At 62.9% G+C, this 16899-nt stretch carries 20 protein-coding genes and 1 tRNA gene; 14 read left to right on the top strand and 7 right to left on the bottom strand.

Features of this window, described 5'->3' with window-relative positions:
* Window positions 1–26 precede the first annotated feature (26 nt).
* Window positions 27–824, bottom strand: coding sequence for a DUF8052 family protein (locus ACZ5YD_RS14975; RefSeq protein WP_379740447.1), 798 nt, complete (start codon window positions 822–824; stop codon window positions 27–29).
* A 119-nt stretch (window positions 825–943) separates the two neighbouring features.
* Between ACZ5YD_RS14975 and ACZ5YD_RS14970 the strand changes: the two genes are divergently transcribed.
* The 4 genes from ACZ5YD_RS14970 (at window position 944) to ACZ5YD_RS14955 (ending at window position 2594) form a co-directional block, all read left to right on the top strand.
* Window positions 944–1147, top strand: a complete 204-nt coding sequence (locus ACZ5YD_RS14970) for a hypothetical protein (protein ID WP_379740450.1) — start codon at window positions 944–946, stop codon at window positions 1145–1147.
* A gap of 465 nt (window positions 1148–1612) precedes the next feature.
* Window positions 1613–1936, top strand: a complete 324-nt coding sequence (locus ACZ5YD_RS14965) for a DUF8028 family protein (RefSeq protein WP_379740453.1) — start codon at window positions 1613–1615, stop codon at window positions 1934–1936.
* Window positions 1933–2187: a DUF7123 family protein gene (locus tag ACZ5YD_RS14960; protein WP_379740456.1), complete on the top strand. Its 255-nt coding sequence runs from the start codon at window positions 1933–1935 to the stop codon at window positions 2185–2187. Before ACZ5YD_RS14965 ends, ACZ5YD_RS14960 begins: the two co-directional genes overlap by 4 nt.
* A 336-nt stretch (window positions 2188–2523) precedes the next feature.
* A tRNA-Gly gene (locus tag ACZ5YD_RS14955) sits at window positions 2524–2594 on the top strand.
* Window positions 2595–2598: 4 nt separating this feature from the next.
* On the opposite strand, the gene ACZ5YD_RS14950 is transcribed toward ACZ5YD_RS14955, so the two are convergent.
* Window positions 2599–2883, bottom strand: a complete 285-nt coding sequence (locus tag ACZ5YD_RS14950) for a hypothetical protein (protein WP_379740458.1) — start codon at window positions 2881–2883, stop codon at window positions 2599–2601.
* A 128-nt stretch (window positions 2884–3011) separates the two neighbouring features.
* Here ACZ5YD_RS14950 and cofH point away from each other — a divergent pair, with 128 nt between their 5' ends.
* A complete protein-coding gene (gene cofH / locus ACZ5YD_RS14945) occupies window positions 3012–4445 on the top strand; it encodes a 7,8-didemethyl-8-hydroxy-5-deazariboflavin synthase subunit CofH (protein ID WP_379740461.1) in 1434 nt (477 codons plus the stop codon).
* 104 nt (window positions 4446–4549) lie between these two features.
* On the opposite strand, the gene ACZ5YD_RS14940 is transcribed toward cofH, so the two are convergent.
* The 5 genes from ACZ5YD_RS14940 to ACZ5YD_RS14920 all read right to left on the bottom strand — a co-directional run bounded on the left by ACZ5YD_RS14940 (window position 4550) and on the right by ACZ5YD_RS14920 (window position 10900).
* Window positions 4550–6667, bottom strand: a complete 2118-nt coding sequence (locus ACZ5YD_RS14940) for a PGF-pre-PGF domain-containing protein (protein ID WP_379740464.1) — start codon at window positions 6665–6667, stop codon at window positions 4550–4552.
* Window positions 6667–9018, bottom strand: coding sequence for a surface glycoprotein (locus tag ACZ5YD_RS14935; RefSeq protein ID WP_379740467.1), 2352 nt, complete (start codon window positions 9016–9018; stop codon window positions 6667–6669). The genes ACZ5YD_RS14940 and ACZ5YD_RS14935 overlap by 1 nt, the downstream gene beginning before the upstream one ends.
* 384 nt (window positions 9019–9402) lie before the next feature.
* Entirely contained in the window at window positions 9403–9693 is a 291-nt protein-coding gene (locus ACZ5YD_RS14930) for an ArsR family transcriptional regulator (protein WP_379740470.1), read from the bottom strand.
* A gap of 326 nt (window positions 9694–10019) precedes the next feature.
* A complete protein-coding gene (locus ACZ5YD_RS14925; protein ID WP_379740473.1) occupies window positions 10020–10634 on the bottom strand; it encodes a DUF7504 family protein in 615 nt (204 codons plus the stop codon).
* Window positions 10631–10900, bottom strand: coding sequence for a DUF8103 family protein (locus ACZ5YD_RS14920; protein ID WP_379740476.1), 270 nt, complete (start codon window positions 10898–10900; stop codon window positions 10631–10633). Before ACZ5YD_RS14920 ends, ACZ5YD_RS14925 begins: the two co-directional genes overlap by 4 nt.
* Window positions 10901–11373: 473 nt before the next feature.
* Here ACZ5YD_RS14920 and ACZ5YD_RS14915 point away from each other — a divergent pair, with 473 nt between their 5' ends.
* From ACZ5YD_RS14915 to ACZ5YD_RS14875, 9 genes are all read left to right on the top strand, one after another.
* Window positions 11374–11928 (top strand): metal-dependent hydrolase, encoded by a 555-nt coding sequence (locus ACZ5YD_RS14915; RefSeq protein ID WP_379740479.1) that lies wholly within the window; start codon window positions 11374–11376, stop codon window positions 11926–11928.
* Between the two features lie 91 nt (window positions 11929–12019).
* Window positions 12020–12274, top strand: coding sequence for a DUF2250 domain-containing protein (locus ACZ5YD_RS14910; RefSeq protein ID WP_379740482.1), 255 nt, complete (start codon window positions 12020–12022; stop codon window positions 12272–12274).
* A 71-nt stretch (window positions 12275–12345) separates the two neighbouring features.
* Entirely contained in the window at window positions 12346–12846 is a 501-nt protein-coding gene (locus ACZ5YD_RS14905; RefSeq protein ID WP_379740485.1) for a DUF5810 domain-containing protein, read from the top strand.
* A gap of 104 nt (window positions 12847–12950) precedes the next feature.
* Complete coding sequence (locus ACZ5YD_RS14900) at window positions 12951–13433, top strand: DUF5809 family protein (RefSeq protein WP_379740488.1); 483 nt, start codon at window positions 12951–12953, stop codon at window positions 13431–13433.
* Between the two features lie 205 nt (window positions 13434–13638).
* Entirely contained in the window at window positions 13639–14862 is a 1224-nt protein-coding gene (locus tag ACZ5YD_RS14895) for a translation initiation factor IF-2 subunit gamma (protein ID WP_379740492.1), read from the top strand.
* A gap of 139 nt (window positions 14863–15001) precedes the next feature.
* Complete coding sequence (locus ACZ5YD_RS14890; RefSeq protein ID WP_379741326.1) at window positions 15002–15445, top strand: twitching motility protein PilT; 444 nt, start codon at window positions 15002–15004, stop codon at window positions 15443–15445.
* Between the two features lie 7 nt (window positions 15446–15452).
* Window positions 15453–16037, top strand: coding sequence for a DNA-directed RNA polymerase (locus tag ACZ5YD_RS14885; RefSeq protein ID WP_379740495.1), 585 nt, complete (start codon window positions 15453–15455; stop codon window positions 16035–16037).
* Window positions 16037–16234: a transcription elongation factor subunit Spt4 gene (gene spt4, locus ACZ5YD_RS14880; RefSeq protein ID WP_379740498.1), complete on the top strand. Its 198-nt coding sequence runs from the start codon at window positions 16037–16039 to the stop codon at window positions 16232–16234. The genes ACZ5YD_RS14885 and spt4 overlap by 1 nt, the downstream gene beginning before the upstream one ends.
* Window positions 16235–16267: 33 nt before the next feature.
* The gene (locus ACZ5YD_RS14875) at window positions 16268–16864 is read left to right on the top strand and encodes a GTP-dependent dephospho-CoA kinase family protein (RefSeq protein WP_379740501.1); all 597 of its coding nucleotides are present in this window, start codon (window positions 16268–16270) and stop codon (window positions 16862–16864) included.
* Window positions 16865–16899: the final 35 nt, after the last annotated feature.

The raw sequence follows: 16899 nt of genomic DNA, 5'->3' as shown, positions 1-16899 counted from the left end.
CCCCACCGTTTTTTACGTCCCCATTTTCAGTTTCGGTTTCGCAACCAGTTCGCCACGCGGGAGAGTGTTCCTCGGGGTTCCGTCGACGATCCTCGTTCCGCGGACGTTCCGTCCTCCCAGAGCGTGAACGCCTCGACGACGGCCGCGAGTTCGCTCGCGACGGCGTCCTCTCGATCGGGTGAGACGACGGCGAGGTTCACCTCGTAGTGGCCGTAGTATCCGAAGCGCAGCAGGGTCCGATCCCTGAAGCCGTCGACGTACGAGCGGACGTCATCCGGAATCTCGGGCGTAACGGTCACGAAGGTGAACTCGGTCACCTGATGGGTCTCGTCGGCTTCGATGCGGTCGTCGGCGATCGCGTGTCCCGTCTCGACGAGGCGATCGAGCTCGTCGGGCGAGACGGTCGAACTCCGGCGAACGAACACGTGTTCGCGCGATTCGTGGTTGGCCCAGTTTATCGACCGGTGAAGGAACTGCCGCTGGTTCTCGACGGCCAGGAGGCCGTACAGGTCGAAGCGCTCGCGACCCGCCCGATGATCCGCTTCGAGGTCGTAGCTGTACCGGAGCCTGCGGGCGACACGACGCAGGTACTCGTCGCCCAGCTCGGGAACGCCGACGTCCGCGTCGACGCCGTCAGCATCGGACTCGATGCCGCCACCCCCGACCTCGCTTCCGCCAACTTCGCTCCCACTTCCGTCGACTTCGACCTCGCCGCCGTTCACGACGGCGTCAACACCGGCCCCGGCGGAATCCTCGGAGGGCTCGCCGGTAGCGTCGGCTTCGACCCCCGCCGACTCCTCGCGCGTCGCGTCCGGTTCGCTCATCGTGTGAGGGTTGGCCACCGGACACCTAAAACGTCGCCCCTCGACTGCGGGATCCACCACCCCTCGGAAACCATCAGGAACGTTTATGTAAATACCGGCTCGATGTACGACACGGTACCATGAGTAAACGGAGGGAGGCCTGTGGCCGGTGCGGGCTGAGCAGCGTCGTCGACGCGTCGAACGACGGCGATTCCGACCCGTTCGGCGACGAACGCATCAAGGTGTCCGAGGAGGACGCGAGGCGGATCTCGCCGAGCGCGTGGATCGCCGGCGTCGTGGAGCGACTCGACGACGCCGCGATGGGGCTGACCTATCGTCGTTGACCTCGGCGACGCCACCCCCGAGGTCGATCCCGGACCTTCCAGCGTTCGAACCGGTCTTTTTTCGACGCCGAACCCGATCGGCGTCGACGGTTCGCGATCCGAATCGCCACCCACATCGAACCCAGATCGTTCCGTACGACGGGTGCCTTGGTACGTGCGTGAGGCGGGTGGGAGCGTCCGTGAGACGGGTGGCCATGACCGCGCGCGACCGATCGTCGTCGTCGATCCGCCTCGAAACCGGCGGAGATCACGGTGAATCGAGGAACTGAACGGCGTGTCGACGTCATCCTAAATAACGTCTTAGAACGCCCGATAAAATTTCTAAGCGTTTCTAATCGGTTTGTGAAAGGTAATCGCCCGGCGTAAAACGTCGTTGAGAGTCGTTAATCCACGTGAATCTACGCTAACGCTCGTTCCATTATATAGGGGTGGCAGTCCGTGTACGAATCGAGGCAGGTGACACAGATGTCGAACACTACCCTCCGATCGAACGCGCCGCTCCCGACGCGGCTCCGCCGGCGAACCGGCGACCAGCTCCGGGCCATCGCGTTCTGGGCTGCGGTGCTTTTGCCCCTCACGTACATCCCGGTCCTCCACGGGATCGTCGTGGAAGCAAGCGCACAGCTCTTCGTGGGCCTGCTCGGGCTCAACGTCGTGTGTGCGATCGTTGGCCACGAGCACGGGATCAACCACGACGGCCGCGAACGCGATGCCCGAATGCAGCGACGGACGAATGGAACGTCGACGACCGACGCGAGCGAGATGACCGCCACGGAGTCACGATCATGAGCACGAACACCACGACCACCACGGACGGAGCGTACGGGTCCCCGAAAGCACGCCGACTCGCGGAGTTCCTCCGTGAGGAGGCGAAGAGCGGCGAGATATACGTCAAAAGCAAGTTCATCTCCGAGGACGTCGGACTCTCCCCGAAGGAGATCGGCGCGTTGATGATCCAGCTGCAGGGTTCGATCCCGGACCTCGAGATCGAAAAGTGGTCCTACACCGGCGCGACGACCTGGCGCATCGCGCCGCAGTAGCGAGCCCGACCTCGCCTGCCACCCGCCGCCCGCTCCCCATCTCCGATCGACCGTCTCAAGAGGACGGCATTCCCGATCACGTGAAGACGGCTCCGTTTCCCGTTTCCCCGTTGCCAACCTCTTCCGATACCGACAGCCGTCTCGGTACAACGACAGCCACCCCTGTACAACGACAGCTGCGATCGCGAACACCGAGATTCGGCGCGTCACGCGCCATGCATCGTCGTTTCGACGCCGTCACGTCCGGCGATCGACGTGGATGGTACCGCGGGACGTGGGCGGACCGGAACGGAACGCTTTTATTGGTCCCTCGGGTTAGAAACGAATGCGAAGAACGCACCGGTAGTGTAGTGGTATCACGCAACCTTGCCATGGTTGCAACCCGCGTTCAAATCGCGGCCGGTGCATTTCTCACGTGACTTCGTCCTTCGGAGGGCCCTCTATCGTCGCGGCCGTCTCGATCCGAACGATGCCGCGGGTATCACACAGGTCGTCGACCGCCTCCTCGGGAAGTTCGATCGAGTAGGTGTCGAACCCGAGTTCCCGGTCGAAGGTGCCCTCAAGCTCCGCGACCGTTCGACGGAGGGCGTCGGCGTCGACGTCGTCCGAATCGGGATCGATCTCGACGACCAGCGCGATGGATCGCCCGGGTTGCGGGTCAAAGCGAACGCGTCGAACCGGGTGTGAGAGGTACATGTACGCGTCGGGTAGGACGCGTCGGTGGAAAAGATCCCCGTCCGATTGCGGTGGTCCGGACACCATCCGATCCACTCCCCGGATCCGGGGTCCGTTCCTTTTTACTCGTGGAACGTGGAACCTCAATGATGACCTCCGCGCGCGATCCGGACGCGAGCGATCCCGGTGGCGATCTCGACGTCGACGCGGTCTCGAAACTCGAGTTCGACCGCCGTCCGGAGACCGACCAGTCCTTCGAGAACGCGCTCGCGAAGGCTCGAGACGGCGACCGGCTCACGGTGGACGACGGGATCGAACTCATCACGACCGGCACGGACGTGGCGGGGATCGATCCCGAGCGCAAGGAGGCGGTCCTCGAGATCGCGGACCGACGGCGCGCGGAGACGGTCGGCGAGGAGGTCACCTTCGTGGCCAACCTCAACAACAACGTGACGACGGCGTGTAACACGGGGTGTCTGTTCTGCAACTTCAAGGACTCCGCACACGCCTTCGAGGCCGAAAGCGGGATCGACCACCCCGGATTCACCAAGACGCCGGCGGAATCGCGCCGGATCGTCTCCGACGCGCTGGAGTTCGGGATCTCCGAGGTGTGTTCGGTCTCTGGGCTCCACCCCGCCTTCGCGCTCAACGGGGAACACCACGATATCCTCGAGTCGTACGCCGATCCCGAACGCGAGGTGAACTACAAACCCCCCGCGGCGTACGCGACCGATCCCGGCACCTACCGCGAGCAGATGGCCGCGATGTCGGTCGACGACGTGCATCTCCACTCGATGACGCCGGAGGAGGCCTACCACGCGAAGCGCGGAACCGACTGGAGCTACGAGGACGTCTACCGCGAGCTCGAAGCGGCCGGCCTCGACAGCGCCCCGGGAACGGCGGCGGAGATCCTCGTCGACGAGGTCCGCGACGTCATCTGTCCCGGAAAGATCCGAACCGACGACTGGGTGGCCGCGATGGAGGGGGCGATGGCGGCGGGCCTCGATACGACGGCCACCATCATGTACGGCCACGTGGAAAACGCCGCCCACCGCGTCGAACACCTGCAGGTCGTTCGCGACCTCCAGGACCGCACCGGCGGTATCACGGAGTTCGTCCCGCTCTCGTTCGTCCACGAGAACACGCCGCTCGCCGAACACGGCGTCGTCGACGGCGGCGCCAGCGACGCCGAGGACGAGCTGATGATCGCGGTCTCGCGGCTCTTCCTCGACAACGTCGCCCACGTCCAGTCCTCGTGGGTCAAATACGGCGACGAGAAGGCGCTCAAGCTGCTCAACTGCGGCGCCGACGACTTCATGGGGACGATCCTCTCCGAGGAGATCACGAAACGCGCCGGCGGCGAGTACGGCGAGTACCGCAGCTTCGAGGACTACGTCGACATGGTGAACGCGATCGGTCGCATCCCGGTCGAGCGATCGACCGACTATCGAACCCGCCACCCGATCGATCCGGACGACGGACCGTACGGACCGACGATCGGCCCGCGAGCGGACGGAACGCCGATGCTCGCGGGTCGGGACCGCGAACTCGGGAGGTCCGGGTCGGTGAATGCGGACGACTGAGGAGTGATTTCGTTCCCACGTGTCGTTGCAGTTGTCGATGACAGCGGAGCTCACGGACAACCCATCCGAACGAAAAAATGAAACTCGAGGTTCGGAACCGAACGCTACTCGGCGTAGCGACGGGCGATTAACGCACTACCGATCAGCGCGACGACGGCCATCACGCCGGTGAATCCCGGGATCCATTCCTCGGTCGTTTCCGGAGGCTCCTCGGTGTCGTCCGGCGGCTGGTCGGTCGTCTCCGCCGTATCCACTGCGTTGACCGTGATCGACGTCGTCACGGTGTCGGTTTCGCCGGCATCGTTCGTGACGGTCAACTCGACGTCGTACTCGCCCGGCTCGTCGATCGTCGTCGAGACGGTTTCACCGCGGAGCGACTCGTCGGCGATCGACCATTCGTAGGAGACTACCTCCCCGTAACGGTCGTCGGAGCCGCTTGCGTCGAGTTCGACGTCCTCGCCAACCTCGACGGTCGTCGCGGACGCCTCAATGGACGCGGTGGGTTCCGACACTGCGCTCACCGAGAAGTATGAGAATCCGGGCGTCTCGGCTTCGAGAACGACGTCGTCATCGGTTCGTTCTACGACCTCGGTGTCGAGGGGTTGCCAGTCACCCTCCGCGTATCGGTTCACACGAAGATCCTCGGCGACGGCGTCCACGTCGTCGAGGGTTGATTCGGACACGCTCGTGCGGACGGTTCCGGAGGTGTCAGTTGCCTCGTCCGGAACCGTGATCTGTACGACTGAAACGGACGCACCCGGTGAGGGTCCGGTCTCTCCGGGTTCACTTTCGAGATCCGCGACGGTGACCTCGCCGTCGACCTGATCGCTTTCGATGCGGATCTCCTCGACGGAGGTCGCCTCGGGTGTCGCCACCGTCTCGGCGGTTTCCTCGTCGACCTGCGTTGCGACCGTCTCTACTGCTTCGACGGCGACGTCATCCGGAACCGACTCGGGAACGTCATCCTCTTCGTCCCCATCGTCGGACGGCGCGGCTCCACCGCCGCCTCCACCGGCACCATCGTCACCGTCATCGCCTTCCTCGCTGTCGCTTCCGTCATTTCCATCGTCCTCTCCGCCGTCGGATTCGCTTTCGACGACGATCGTACTGGAGGCGGTATCCGTTTCGCCGGCATCGTTCGTGACGGTCAACTCGACGTCGTACTCGCCCGGTTCGTCGATCGTCGTCGTGGCGGTTTCCCCAGTGAGCGTTTCGTCGGCAACCGACCACTCGTAGGAGACGATCTCTCCGTGCTCCGTCGTCGATCCACTTGCGTCGAGGCTGATATCGGAGCCGGTCTCGACGGTTTCGGAGTCGAGCGAAAGATCGGCAACGGGTTCACTAACCGCGCTCACGGCGAAGTAGGAGAACCCCGGTGTTTCGGCTTCGAGAACGACGTCGGATGCAGTCTGCTCTGCGACGTTTGTGTCGAGAGTCTGCCACTCGCCGTTTACGAAGCGGTTGGCACGGAGGTCTTCAGGATTCGCATCGATCTCGGAGAGTCGATCGTTCGAGACGCTCATCCGGATCGTTGCTGAGTTATCACTCGCCGTCTCTGGCACTTGTATCTGTGTCACCGATACGGAATCACCCGGTGCCGGACCAGTTCCGGCAGGCTCCGTATCGAGTTCGACGACGTTGACTCCCCCGGAGAGTTCGTCGGAGTCAGGTGAGAACTCGATCTCACTCACAGGCGACTCGGGATCCTCGGCCTCGAGCGACACCGTCGGGTTCCCTGTCGCCGGATCAGTCTCGATGGGTGCTGCGACTTCGAGCACGACTTCCGCGTCACCTCGGTCGATCTCTTCGTCCGCATCATCGACGGGAACGCCGGTGAACGACAAATCGACTTCCTGTACCGCTCCGGATTCCCATTTGACGGTCTCCTCGGCGGAAGCACCGCGAACACGGAACGCCACCGTGTCGCCGCTCGAGGCATCCTCGACGACGAGTTTCTCATCGAAGGCATCGGGTCCGCCGAAGCTTCCCTCCTCACTTACAGTGATCGTGTCGGCGACCTCGCCGTTGACGACCGCCTCGATCTCGGTTCCGGTCGAAATCGGCTCACCGTTAACCGTCGCACTACCGTAGTAGGCGGCGGGTACGTCCGGCGGGCTATCGTCGTGGCTGTCCGCGACCGCGACCCCGACAGCTGTCGGGGCCGCAAGTGCGGCCAGCGCGAGGGCGATCACCAGGACGTTTCGCGTTGAGATCTGGCTCATCAACTACTCTGAGAAAGCGCGCTCTGTTCTTGATCCTGTGTCGGATCGACGACCACGGTCGCCCCGATCTCGCCATCGTCGGTCGCGAAGACCCAGTATCCACGGAACGGACCGACGTTCGACGAGCCGACGAGCGTCTCGTCACCGGCCACGTCGTAGGGGACGCTATCGGGACCGGACATCGGATTCACGACGCGTTCGACCGATGCCGTCGAAGCCGAGAAGGCCTCATCCGAACCGCCGGACTGGGGCGCACCGATGTAGTTCCACCCGGCCTCGAGGTCCGCGGAGGTCATCGACGGCGCGACGCCGTCATCGGACTGATACTCGAAGGAGATGTGGAGATCCTCCTCTCCCTCGTTGATCACGACGAAGGCGTCAAGGGCGTTGACGTCCTGATCGGCGATCTGGGAGCCGGTCTGCCACTCGTTGCCGTCGTGCGCGTAGACGACGCCGTCGACGTCACCGAATACCTCGCTCACAGTTCCGTTGACCGGTGCGGGGAACGCCACCGCGTAGGCGTTTCCGTCCGCGGGTACCGTCAGATCGTGGCCGAACTCCGTCGTCTCGGAGGGCGTGTCGACGGAGAGCTGATCGGGTTGGGTCGTCAAGAACGGATCGTAGGTGACGTCTCCCTCGATCCCGTTGCCTGCGGCCGCGTTCGGCCCTTCGGAGTGGTTCCAGTAGTTGAGCGTGGCGTCGAGTGTGTGTTCGTACTCGGACGCGTTCACCGCAAATTCATCGGCGCTTACGTTGTTCCGTCGGATCGTGACGTCCGCCGTTGCGCTTGACTCGACCAGAATGCCGGTCTCGGTGCTCTCGATCGTGTTGTTGGTGACTGAGACATTATCCCCGGAGATGTCGATTGAGCGTTCCTGTTGGAAGTTACCGCGCTCAGTGTACTCGGAGTCGTTGACGGTGATCGTATTGTTCGTAATCACCATATCGTCGGTATTCCAGCCAGAGATTCCTTGTACACCGGTGTCGATCGTGTTGTTCGCGATGTAGGATGCAATGGCATCGCTACCCGAGCTTTGTCCGATTCCAGTCACATCACTATTTATGACGTTTGATTCGACTGTTGCAGAGTCACTTGTGAGTTGAACGCCTCCGTTGAATCCGGTGAATTCATTTTCAGATATTTTTGCATTACGCCCTTCAACCCAGACAGCATACCCATCTCGAGAGTTGAAATCGCTAGTGCTTGGCCCATCGAATACCGAATTATTAATTGTAACTGATTCTCCCGTTATTTTTACTGCATTTTCTTTGTTTAGCTCTTCGAATTCCACACCATTCACAATTACACTATTGGCATTTATGTCATGGTTCCCCACGATAGTTGCTTCTGATTCGTCACTACGATCAGTACGATCACCGGATACACCCGCGTAAGGTCCTCTGATTATCACTTCTGTGTTGATTGTTAGAGATTCTTGATAATCTCCGGAATTGATATTGACTGTTTGTCCGGATCCAACAAAAGTGATAACCGGTTGTATCTGGTTAGATAACGCCTCTGAGCTCGTTACACTAAGACCATTCTCACCGAGTTCTACAGAATCATTCTTGAATATAGTTACGACGTTATCACTTTTATTGACACTATCAAGAATGCCACTAAAGTCGTTATTCTTTATTTTACTCTCGCTCGCCTCATGTTCCAATCCAACACCATCTTTGGGAGTAGCGTCAATAGCGCTTGTACTCCCCGAAAATGTGTTGTTTGTTATATTAACCTCCGTTGAGCCCCGATCAGATCCGTACGATCTCTCACCACCAATAAACACTAATTTATTGGCAGTTGCACCCTCTACGGTCGTGAATGTGTTTTTTTCATACGTGACGTTTTTAGTATTACCACCATGGAATACAGCATATCCGTCATTAGGTGCCTTGATTGTATTATTGATGAATTTAATATTTCTTTGCGGATTATCGGAGCTCCCGCCAGTCTGAATATCTAGTGCTTGAGATCCTTCGGTGGTCTGCTGAATAACGAATCCATCAACCGTAAGTCCAGAAACAGAGCCGACTGGCTCTCCTTCTGCCTCGCTAGGAAGGTAAATACCACCCTCAATTGTTGGATCGGCATCCGACGCAGATTTAAGCGTAATACCGTCCGTCGTTATCGTTACGCCACTGTAGGTTCCTTCTTTGACAATGAGTGTATCTCCAGTATTTGCAGCATCAATCTTATTTTGCAAGTCATCGCTATTGCCAACAGCAACTTCTGCCGCCGCCGCACTTCCCGCAAATCCCGTACTCAACGCGGCCACCGACAGCACCATCACGGCGGCCAGAAACACCGCGCGCGATCGCTTCCGGAAGGTTCGTTCGTCGGTTGTCATGCCTGTACTACCCCCACACCATTGGGACGGGACCGTCGGTACGGCCCGTCGATCGTCCTGTTTCGAGTCATTCTCGGAAGTACCGTATGCCGACGAAACCGGGACCGATCACGGATCCACATCACGTTCCGCTCGCTCGAGCCCTGTCGGCATATACCGTTGGTATCTACCAGCGTAGTATAAAAATTTGGGAGCAGGAGAGATGGGTCGGGACCCGAAAGCGTGCGGACACACGATGTCGAATACGGGGATCGTTTCTGAGAGCGTAGTGACGAGCCTAGATCGAACCGCCCTCCGGACTTACATCCAGGATTCGACACTTCCGAACGGTATCGGCATTGCTCGTCGACGAACGAACACCGACGGAGGAGATACGGAGCCGATCTACCGTGCCTGCAGTTCGCGTTCGATCAGCTCGTCGAAGTCAGTCTCGTCACACTCGTAGGCTTCCCGATTCTCCGCGACGACGCGTCCCTTCTCCGTGATCACGTAGAGTCCGCTGTTCGGGGCCGGTCCGATGCGTTTGAGGAGGCCGTAATCCGCCAACACCGGGAGCCGGGTGTTGATGTACGAACGGTTTCGGTCGAGAACGTACGCGAGGTTCGCCGCGTTGTTCCGCCGACCATCCGAGAGGGCCTCGAGGATGTCGAAATCGGTCGGAACCGTAATCCGCATTATGCGGGGTACCACATACGAATATAAAGTCCTTTTTGATCATCGTTCGGATTATAGACGATCTGAGAGGAATTTTCGACGATCGTTTTTCGTTTCGACACCCGACCCGATGAATCCGAGACGAACGACCATCCTCGAGCAGACCGTACCGCGACCATCCGGAAATCCGCTCACGGTTCATCTTGAATCCGCTCCCGTTCCTCCGTGAGATCGACCAGCACCCGTTCGTGGTCTCGACCGTCCAATCGAGGCAACCCTCAACCATCTCTTGTGGCGGGCTGTGGCGTGTCTATTCTCTCACGTTTCGGAACCGATACGCGACCGTGTCATCGTGATCGGCGAGACCACCCATCCGCGTCACGATCGATCACGACGTCGAACAAACCGGATAACGCTTCGACCGTCTCCTCGTCGTGAGCTGCAGGAGTCAGACGATATCGAGCGATCGCGTTCGCAGCGGTACAGCGCCCAGTCAGCTGCGAGAGGAATCGATATGCGGACTCGATGTCCACGTACTGCAGCAGCGTCGATATCGACTCGAACTGGACGTCGATCGGACGCCCCCGTTCGGCCCACTCGTCCACGCGTTCCGTGATGCGGATCCCGAGCGGCGTCAACGCGCCTGGAGAGTTCACGAACGCGGCCGAGAACGCGGATCGAGGGAGGTCGACGTCGCTCCCGTTCGGCAACGCGCACAGTATCACGCCCTCGGCTGGGTCCGCTCCGACCTGTCGATCCCACGTCTCGAGGCAGGACTTCGCCGATCGCGTGAGGGAGATCAACAGCACGTGACTCTCAGATGGATCCAAGACGGGGGCGTCCGGGAACTGGAACGGCGGCTCCGCTGCTCCCGTCGAACGATCGAGGACGAGCACGTTCGTGCCTGGATCGGGATCGAGTGGCGGATCGGGGGGCGATCGAGCCCCGGAATCCGGATTCATCGATCCTCGGGAGTTTCACGAGCCTCGTAGTCCTCGCAGTCCTCTCCGTTGAGCGTCGCCTTGGCCGTTCGGAGATCGTCGATGGCGCGTTCGTGACCGTGAATCGCGTCCTCGAGACACGTCTCGATCTCCTCGTGGTTCAGATCGAACTCGTCGTGAGTGACATAGAGGAGGTACTGCTCGAGGCTCGTGTTCGCGTGCGACTGGGCGTCGATGATCGCCTTCACTACGGTCCAGTCGATCTCGGAGGGTTCGTCGGGACTCACAAGCCCCCTCCGGATCGTTCGAATGCGCTTCCCCACGATTCGTTCGAGCGTCGGCGCGGTAACATCACGATGCTCTCGTCGCGTTGTTCCGTTTGGAACCTCACAGAGCGGCCACCCCTCCCATCATCATTCGACGATGACCGCGGATGTGCCGGCGACGTTTCATCTGACACGGATCGAACCGACATCACTCCCGGATACATCTCTCCCACACCGGATCATACCGATAGTACATACTATTAAGAACGTTACTGAACCACACCCATTTGTTGGGTTCTCACTGGTATCGGAATTATCCGTCTTCCTCGAGAGATGGGCCATCAAGTCATCGATCGTCCCGATTTCGACTCCGATAGACCGAGATACGACGGGAGTCGCGGTAGCCGTGAGCGAATTACCGTTCGCTCGCCACGACGCCCCATCACCGCAGGAGTGAATACCGTCGATCGATTACCGCCGATCGATCACGGATGATGGCCCCCACCCACGTCGTCCTCGGGCCCGTGTTGGCCCTCCCGCTGCTCGTCCTCGCCCCGGAGCTGGCGGCGACGGGCGCGCTCGCGGGAATTGCGGGCGGCATCCTCCCCGACCTCGATCTCTTCGTCGGCGAGCACCGGCGGACGCTTCACTACCCGCTTTTCTACTGGATCCCCACGATTCCGGCGGTCGGCCTGGCCGCGCTCGTTCCGACCGCGGCCACGGTCGCGATCGCGATGTGTCTGCTCGCCGCCGCGGTCCACTCCGTCGCCGACGCGCTCGGCGGCGCCCGGGAGCTCACCCCCTGGGAGGCAACCTCCGATCTCGGCGTGTACCACCACGTCGAGCGACGGTGGATCCCGCCGCGACGGATCATCAGATACGACGGCGCTCCGGAAGACGTGGCGCTCTCGTTCGTGCTTGCGATCCCGGGCGCGTTCCTCTTCGACGGGGGCGTCCGCCTCGCGGTCGCGATCGCCTTGATCGTCGCGGTCGTCTACGGGCTCATCAGAAAGCGCGTCCCGCGGTACATCGAGCCGATCGTCGAGTAGGGAGGGGACGGCTCCGTTACCGGACCTCTCGCGCCGATCGGGAGTTTAATCCACCAATAGGTATTTAAGGTATGGTAACGTGTAACACGATATGGCTGCCAGCCGGTGTCGAGACCTCGATCGGACCGACGAGAGGGTTCTCAGGTACCTCCTCGAGTCCGGCGCGGACTATCCGGCCCTGATCGCGGGAAACACCGGACTGCACGTGGCCCACGTCGAACGGCGCCTCGAGACGCTCGCGGAGACGGGGCTCGTCGAGCCGGTCAGCGACGAGGTGGTCTACCGGGCGACCGAACGGGGAAGCGAGCGGTACCACGCCAGCGACGCGACCCCCGTCTCGGAGTGATCCTCGGCGACGGGCGCTTCGATCGAGCTTCTGCGACGGGTTGAAGTCCCCGACACCCCGAGTGTCCCCCGATGGGATACGCGTGTCCGGTCTGTGAGGTGCCCCAACGGGACGGCGAACACCTGGCACACCACCTCGCGTTCACGGCGATGTTACACGGCGGCGATCACGAGGAGTGGCTCGCGGAGCACGCTCCCGGATGGACCGATCGCGAGCCCGCGGAACTGGCCGCGGACGTGACCGAACACGCCGAGGCGGCCGAGTACCACGAGGTGTTCGAGGACACCGTCCACGGTCACGACCGGGGGCGGCCGGACGTCGGGGGGGCCGACGCGTCGAGCCGCGGTCGAAATCTCGAGCACGCAAGCGGTGCTCCCAACGCCGCCGACGCCGCCGACGGCGCAAGCACCACCACGACGTCAGCTCCGGACGCCGAGACGGAGGCGATCATCGAGGAGGCCCGCGAGCTGACGCGACGGATGTATTCGGACGACCATACGGGTTCGGATGGCGATACGGATCCGGACTCGGGCGGGGACGCCGACATGGACGACTGCGACGGATCGAATTAATTCCCGATCGCCACCGGATTGCCGACCGGATCACCGCGATCCGATCGCTTCGTCGTCCGGACGCAAGCGGAACGCCCTTCCGAACCTCGCGTCTACGAACGCGCATGGACACTCGGGGAGCGTTCGCGCCGGAGACGATGGCGGAAGCACGCGAGCAGTACGTCGAGACCGGGCCGGCCGCGAAGGTGGTCGTCCGCGAGACGGCGAAGGCGATGTCCTTCGACGCCGACGAGTACGCCGACCGGGTCACCGGCGAGGTGGTCGAGACCGCCCGCGACGCCATCTTCGCCTCGATGCTGGAGGTGCGGGTGGCGGACCGCCCGACCTTCGAGGAGTGGCTCGAGACGTCCGAGACGTACGACGATTCCGACGTCGAGCTGCTGGGCTCCGAGCACGTCGACCGGATCGTCTGGCACGCCGCTCCGTTCGCGGGGACCGTGATCGCCGCCAGCTTCCACGAGGAGGAGGAGGCCGCGATCGGGACCCTTCGGCGGAACGCGTTCGGACGGATCTATCACGATCGGCTCCGATCGGGCGGGGATGCGCCCGCCGATGTGTCCGCGGACGCGTCCACCGACGAACGGTAGCGTCGTCGATTGGTAGCGTCGTCGATTCCGCGGGGTGAACGTGCGGCGAAACTGCCCGACGTGACGGCTGTATCTCGGTTCCGACGGATGCCCGACAGATCCTCGACGGCGACCCACGTCCGGGCGCCGTTCGTCCGGAGAACAGCAACTTTATCACTCGCACGGAGCCAATTCCGCACAAGATTACTCCCAAAGGAGGCTTACGGTGACAAAAGACCACACACAACCGGAGGTGAACATCGGACTCGTCGGCCACGTCGACCACGGGAAGACGACGCTCGTCCAGGCGTTGTCGGGCTCGTGGACGGACCAGCACTCAGAGGAGATGAAACGCGGCATCTCCATCAGGCTCGGCTACGCGGACGCCACGTTCCGCGAATGCCCGGGGCTCGAGGAGCCGCAGCGGTACACCGTCGAGGAGGAGTGTCCGGACGGCGGCGAAAGCGACGTCCGCCGAACGGTGTCGTTCGTCGACGCTCCAGGCCACGAGACGCTGATGGCGACGATGCTCTCGGGCGCCTCGATCATGGACGGCGCCGTGCTCGTCGTGAGCGCCACCGAGGACGTTCCGCAGGCACAGACCGAAGAACACCTGATGGCGCTCGACATCATCGGGATCGACGACATCGTCATCGCCCAGAACAAGGTGGATCTGGTCGACCGCGATCGGGCGGTCGAAAACCACGAGCAGATCCGCGAGTTCGTCGAGGGGACCGTCGCGGAGGACGCGCCGATCGTCCCCGTCTCGGCCCAACAGGAGGTCAACCTCGACCTCCTCATCCAGGCGATCGAGGAGGAGATCCCGACCCCCGACCGCGATCCCGACGCGTCCGCGCGGATGTTCGCGGCGCGTTCGTTCGACATCAATCGGCCCGGCGCGACCTTCGAGGACCTCCAGGGCGGCGTCGTCGGCGGCTCGCTCGTCGAGGGGGAACTCGAGGTGGGCGACGACCTCGAGATCCGTCCCGGCCTCGAGATCGACGAGGAGGGCCGCACGGAGTGGCAGCCGCTCACCACCTCGATCCGGTCGCTACAGGCCGGCGGCGAGCAGGTCGAGACCGCCCGTCCCGGCGGGCTGTTGGGCGTCGGAACCGGACTCGATCCGAGCCTCACCAAGGGCGACGCGCTCGCGGGACAGGTCGCGGGCGAGCCCGGAACCCTGCCGCCGACCCGCGAGGCCTTCGAGATGGACGTCGACCTCCTCGACCGGATCGTCGGCGAGGGCGAGATCGAGGAGATCTCCACCGGCGAGCCGCTGATGCTCACCGTCGGCACCGCCACCACGGTCGGCGCGGTCACGAGCGCCCGCGAGGGGGAGTGCGAAGTGAACCTCAAACGCCCCGTCTGTGCCGAGGCTGGCGCGCAGATCGCGATCAACCGCCGTGTCGGCGCACGTTGGCGGCTCATCGGCGTGGGGACGTTGAAGTAGCGTGTCGGGGATCTCGAGACGGAACGCGAGCGACCGGATCGTGACGGACGAGATCGGGAGGGACGAGACGGTGACCGAGAACCGAACCGCCGCCGACGATCCGGACGCCCCGATCGTCGCGTTGGACACGAGCGTGCTGATGGCGCCGGTCGAGGCGAACGTTCGCCTCTTCGAGGAGCTCGATCGGCTTCTCGGAACCCACCGAACGGTCGTCCCGGCGGCGGTACGCTCCGAGCTCGATCGCCTCGCGGACGGGAGCGGAACCGAGGCGACCGCCGCGGCCGTCGGCGCCGACCTGGCCCGACGGGCCGACCCGATCGAGGTCGACGACACGAGTTCCACGACGGGGACCGGAGAGACGACGCAGACGAGGATGGAGGCGGAGGAGATGAGACGGACGACGGAGGAATCGGGCGGTTCGGCGAACGAATACGCCGACGACGTGCTGGTCGCGCTCGCGGAACGGGGCGCGGTCACGTACGTCGCGACGAACGATCGACCCCTCAGAGACCGGATCCTGGCGCGGGACGTACCAGTAATCGGTTTAAGGGGTCAGAACGCACTGGCGATAACGGAACCATAGCGCACGCATGTACAAGCGAGTACGACTCACAGATACGGTCGAAGTGCCGCCGAAACACCTGGCGGACGTGTCCGAGACGCGGGTGAAGGCCCTGTTGCAGGACAAACTGGAGGGACGAATGGACGAGGACGTCGGCAGCGTCGTGAGCGTCATCGACGTTCACGACATCGGCGACGGGGCGGTGTTGCCGAACCGCCCCGGCGTCTACTACGAGGTCGAGTTCGACGCGCTCACCTACGATCCCGGGATGCAGGAGGTCGTCGACGGCACCGTCGTCGAGACGGTCGAGTTCGGCGCCTTCGTCGGGATCGGGCCGGTCGATGGGCTCTTGCACGTCTCCCAGATCACGGACGAGTACCTCAACTTCGACGGGGCCAACCAGCAGCTGGCCTCCTCGGATTCGGACAAGACGCTCGGCGTCGACGACGCCGTTCGCGTCCGGATCGTCACGAAGAGCATCGACGAGCGCAACCCGCGCGACTCGAAGATCGGCCTCACCGCCAAACAGCCGGGGCTCGGCAAACACGAGTGGCTCGAGTCCGAGCGTCGACGCCGCGAACAGCAGGGTGAAGGCGTCGTGGAGGAGGACTGATGGCCGAGGACCGCCTCGCGTGTCGGGAGTGTCACTACGTCAACGATCCCGACTCCCAGACGTGTGCGCTCTGTGGCTCCTCCTCGCTGACCGAGGACTGGGCGGGCTACGTAATCATCACCCACCCCGAGGACAGCCAGATCGCCGAGGAGATGAACGTCACGGAGCCCGGCTCCTACGCGTTGAAGGTCAGATAGCGTTCCGGACGTCCACGGGACGGATCCACCCCGATGCTACGACTTCCCAGGGAGCTTCGAGACGCGTTCAAGGAGCCGCTGGGTCCGGTGACGACCGACGCCGACGATCTCTTAGAACGCATTGCGGAGACGCGTGCGATCTACGCCGACGGAAAGCGAGGAGCGGCTGCCCCGCTCGTCGCCGTCGGCGACGTCGTCACCTACCACCTCATGAACGCGGGGCGAAACCCGGACGTCGCCCTCGTCGACGGCCGAACGGAGCGGGAGGCTGTCGACGCGGAGATCGCTCGAGCGCTCGCGGCGAGCGACGATCGCCGGATCGCGGTCGAGAACCCGCCCGGCGAGCTCTCCCGCGAGCTGCTCGCCGCCCTGATGGAGGCCATCGAGGATCCGGATCCGACCGTCATCGAGGTCGACGGCGAGGAGGACCTGGCGGCGCTTCCGGCCCTCGCGGCGGCGCCGCTCGGCTCGAGCGTCGTCTACGGCCAGCCCGGAGAGGGGATGGTCCACGCGCCGGTCACGGAGACGACCCAACGCGATGCCCGCGAGCTGCTGGGCCAGTTCGAGGGCGACGTCGAGCGGGCCTTCGAGATACTGGGCGTGGACTCGGGATCGTCGGAAAACGAGTGACGACCCGGTTCGCCGCGGACGATCCGACCACGTTC

This window comes from Halopenitus salinus, from assembly GCF_055397165.1.
Note: the sequence above shows the minus strand (reverse complement) of the source record. Positions and strands in the feature narration are given on the sequence as shown.

Bases quoted from the DNA above. Each gene is read 5' to 3' on its own strand.
- ACZ5YD_RS14975 (WP_379740447.1), bottom strand. From the start codon at position 824: ATGAGCGAACCGGACGCGACGCGCGAGGAGTCGGCGGGGGTCGAAGCC.
- ACZ5YD_RS14970 (WP_379740450.1), top strand. From the start codon at position 944: ATGAGTAAACGGAGGGAGGCCTGTGGCCGGTGCGGGCTGAGCAGCGTC.
- ACZ5YD_RS14965 (WP_379740453.1), top strand. From the start codon at position 1,613: ATGTCGAACACTACCCTCCGATCGAACGCGCCGCTCCCGACGCGGCTC.
- ACZ5YD_RS14960 (WP_379740456.1), top strand. From the start codon at position 1,933: ATGAGCACGAACACCACGACCACCACGGACGGAGCGTACGGGTCCCCG.
- ACZ5YD_RS14950 (WP_379740458.1), bottom strand. From the start codon at position 2,883: ATGTACCTCTCACACCCGGTTCGACGCGTTCGCTTTGACCCGCAACCC.
- cofH (WP_379740461.1), top strand. From the start codon at position 3,012: ATGACCTCCGCGCGCGATCCGGACGCGAGCGATCCCGGTGGCGATCTC.
- ACZ5YD_RS14940 (WP_379740464.1), bottom strand. From the start codon at position 6,667: ATGAGCCAGATCTCAACGCGAAACGTCCTGGTGATCGCCCTCGCGCTG.
- ACZ5YD_RS14935 (WP_379740467.1), bottom strand. From the start codon at position 9,018: ATGACAACCGACGAACGAACCTTCCGGAAGCGATCGCGCGCGGTGTTT.
- ACZ5YD_RS14930 (WP_379740470.1), bottom strand. From the start codon at position 9,693: ATGCGGATTACGGTTCCGACCGATTTCGACATCCTCGAGGCCCTCTCG.
- ACZ5YD_RS14925 (WP_379740473.1), bottom strand. From the start codon at position 10,634: ATGAATCCGGATTCCGGGGCTCGATCGCCCCCCGATCCGCCACTCGAT.
- ACZ5YD_RS14915 (WP_379740479.1), top strand. From the start codon at position 11,374: ATGGCCCCCACCCACGTCGTCCTCGGGCCCGTGTTGGCCCTCCCGCTG.
- ACZ5YD_RS14910 (WP_379740482.1), top strand. From the start codon at position 12,020: ATGGCTGCCAGCCGGTGTCGAGACCTCGATCGGACCGACGAGAGGGTT.
- ACZ5YD_RS14905 (WP_379740485.1), top strand. From the start codon at position 12,346: ATGGGATACGCGTGTCCGGTCTGTGAGGTGCCCCAACGGGACGGCGAA.
- ACZ5YD_RS14900 (WP_379740488.1), top strand. From the start codon at position 12,951: ATGGACACTCGGGGAGCGTTCGCGCCGGAGACGATGGCGGAAGCACGC.
- ACZ5YD_RS14890 (WP_379741326.1), top strand. From the start codon at position 15,002: ATGGCGCCGGTCGAGGCGAACGTTCGCCTCTTCGAGGAGCTCGATCGG.
- ACZ5YD_RS14885 (WP_379740495.1), top strand. From the start codon at position 15,453: ATGTACAAGCGAGTACGACTCACAGATACGGTCGAAGTGCCGCCGAAA.
- spt4 (WP_379740498.1), top strand. From the start codon at position 16,037: ATGGCCGAGGACCGCCTCGCGTGTCGGGAGTGTCACTACGTCAACGAT.
- ACZ5YD_RS14875 (WP_379740501.1), top strand. From the start codon at position 16,268: ATGCTACGACTTCCCAGGGAGCTTCGAGACGCGTTCAAGGAGCCGCTG.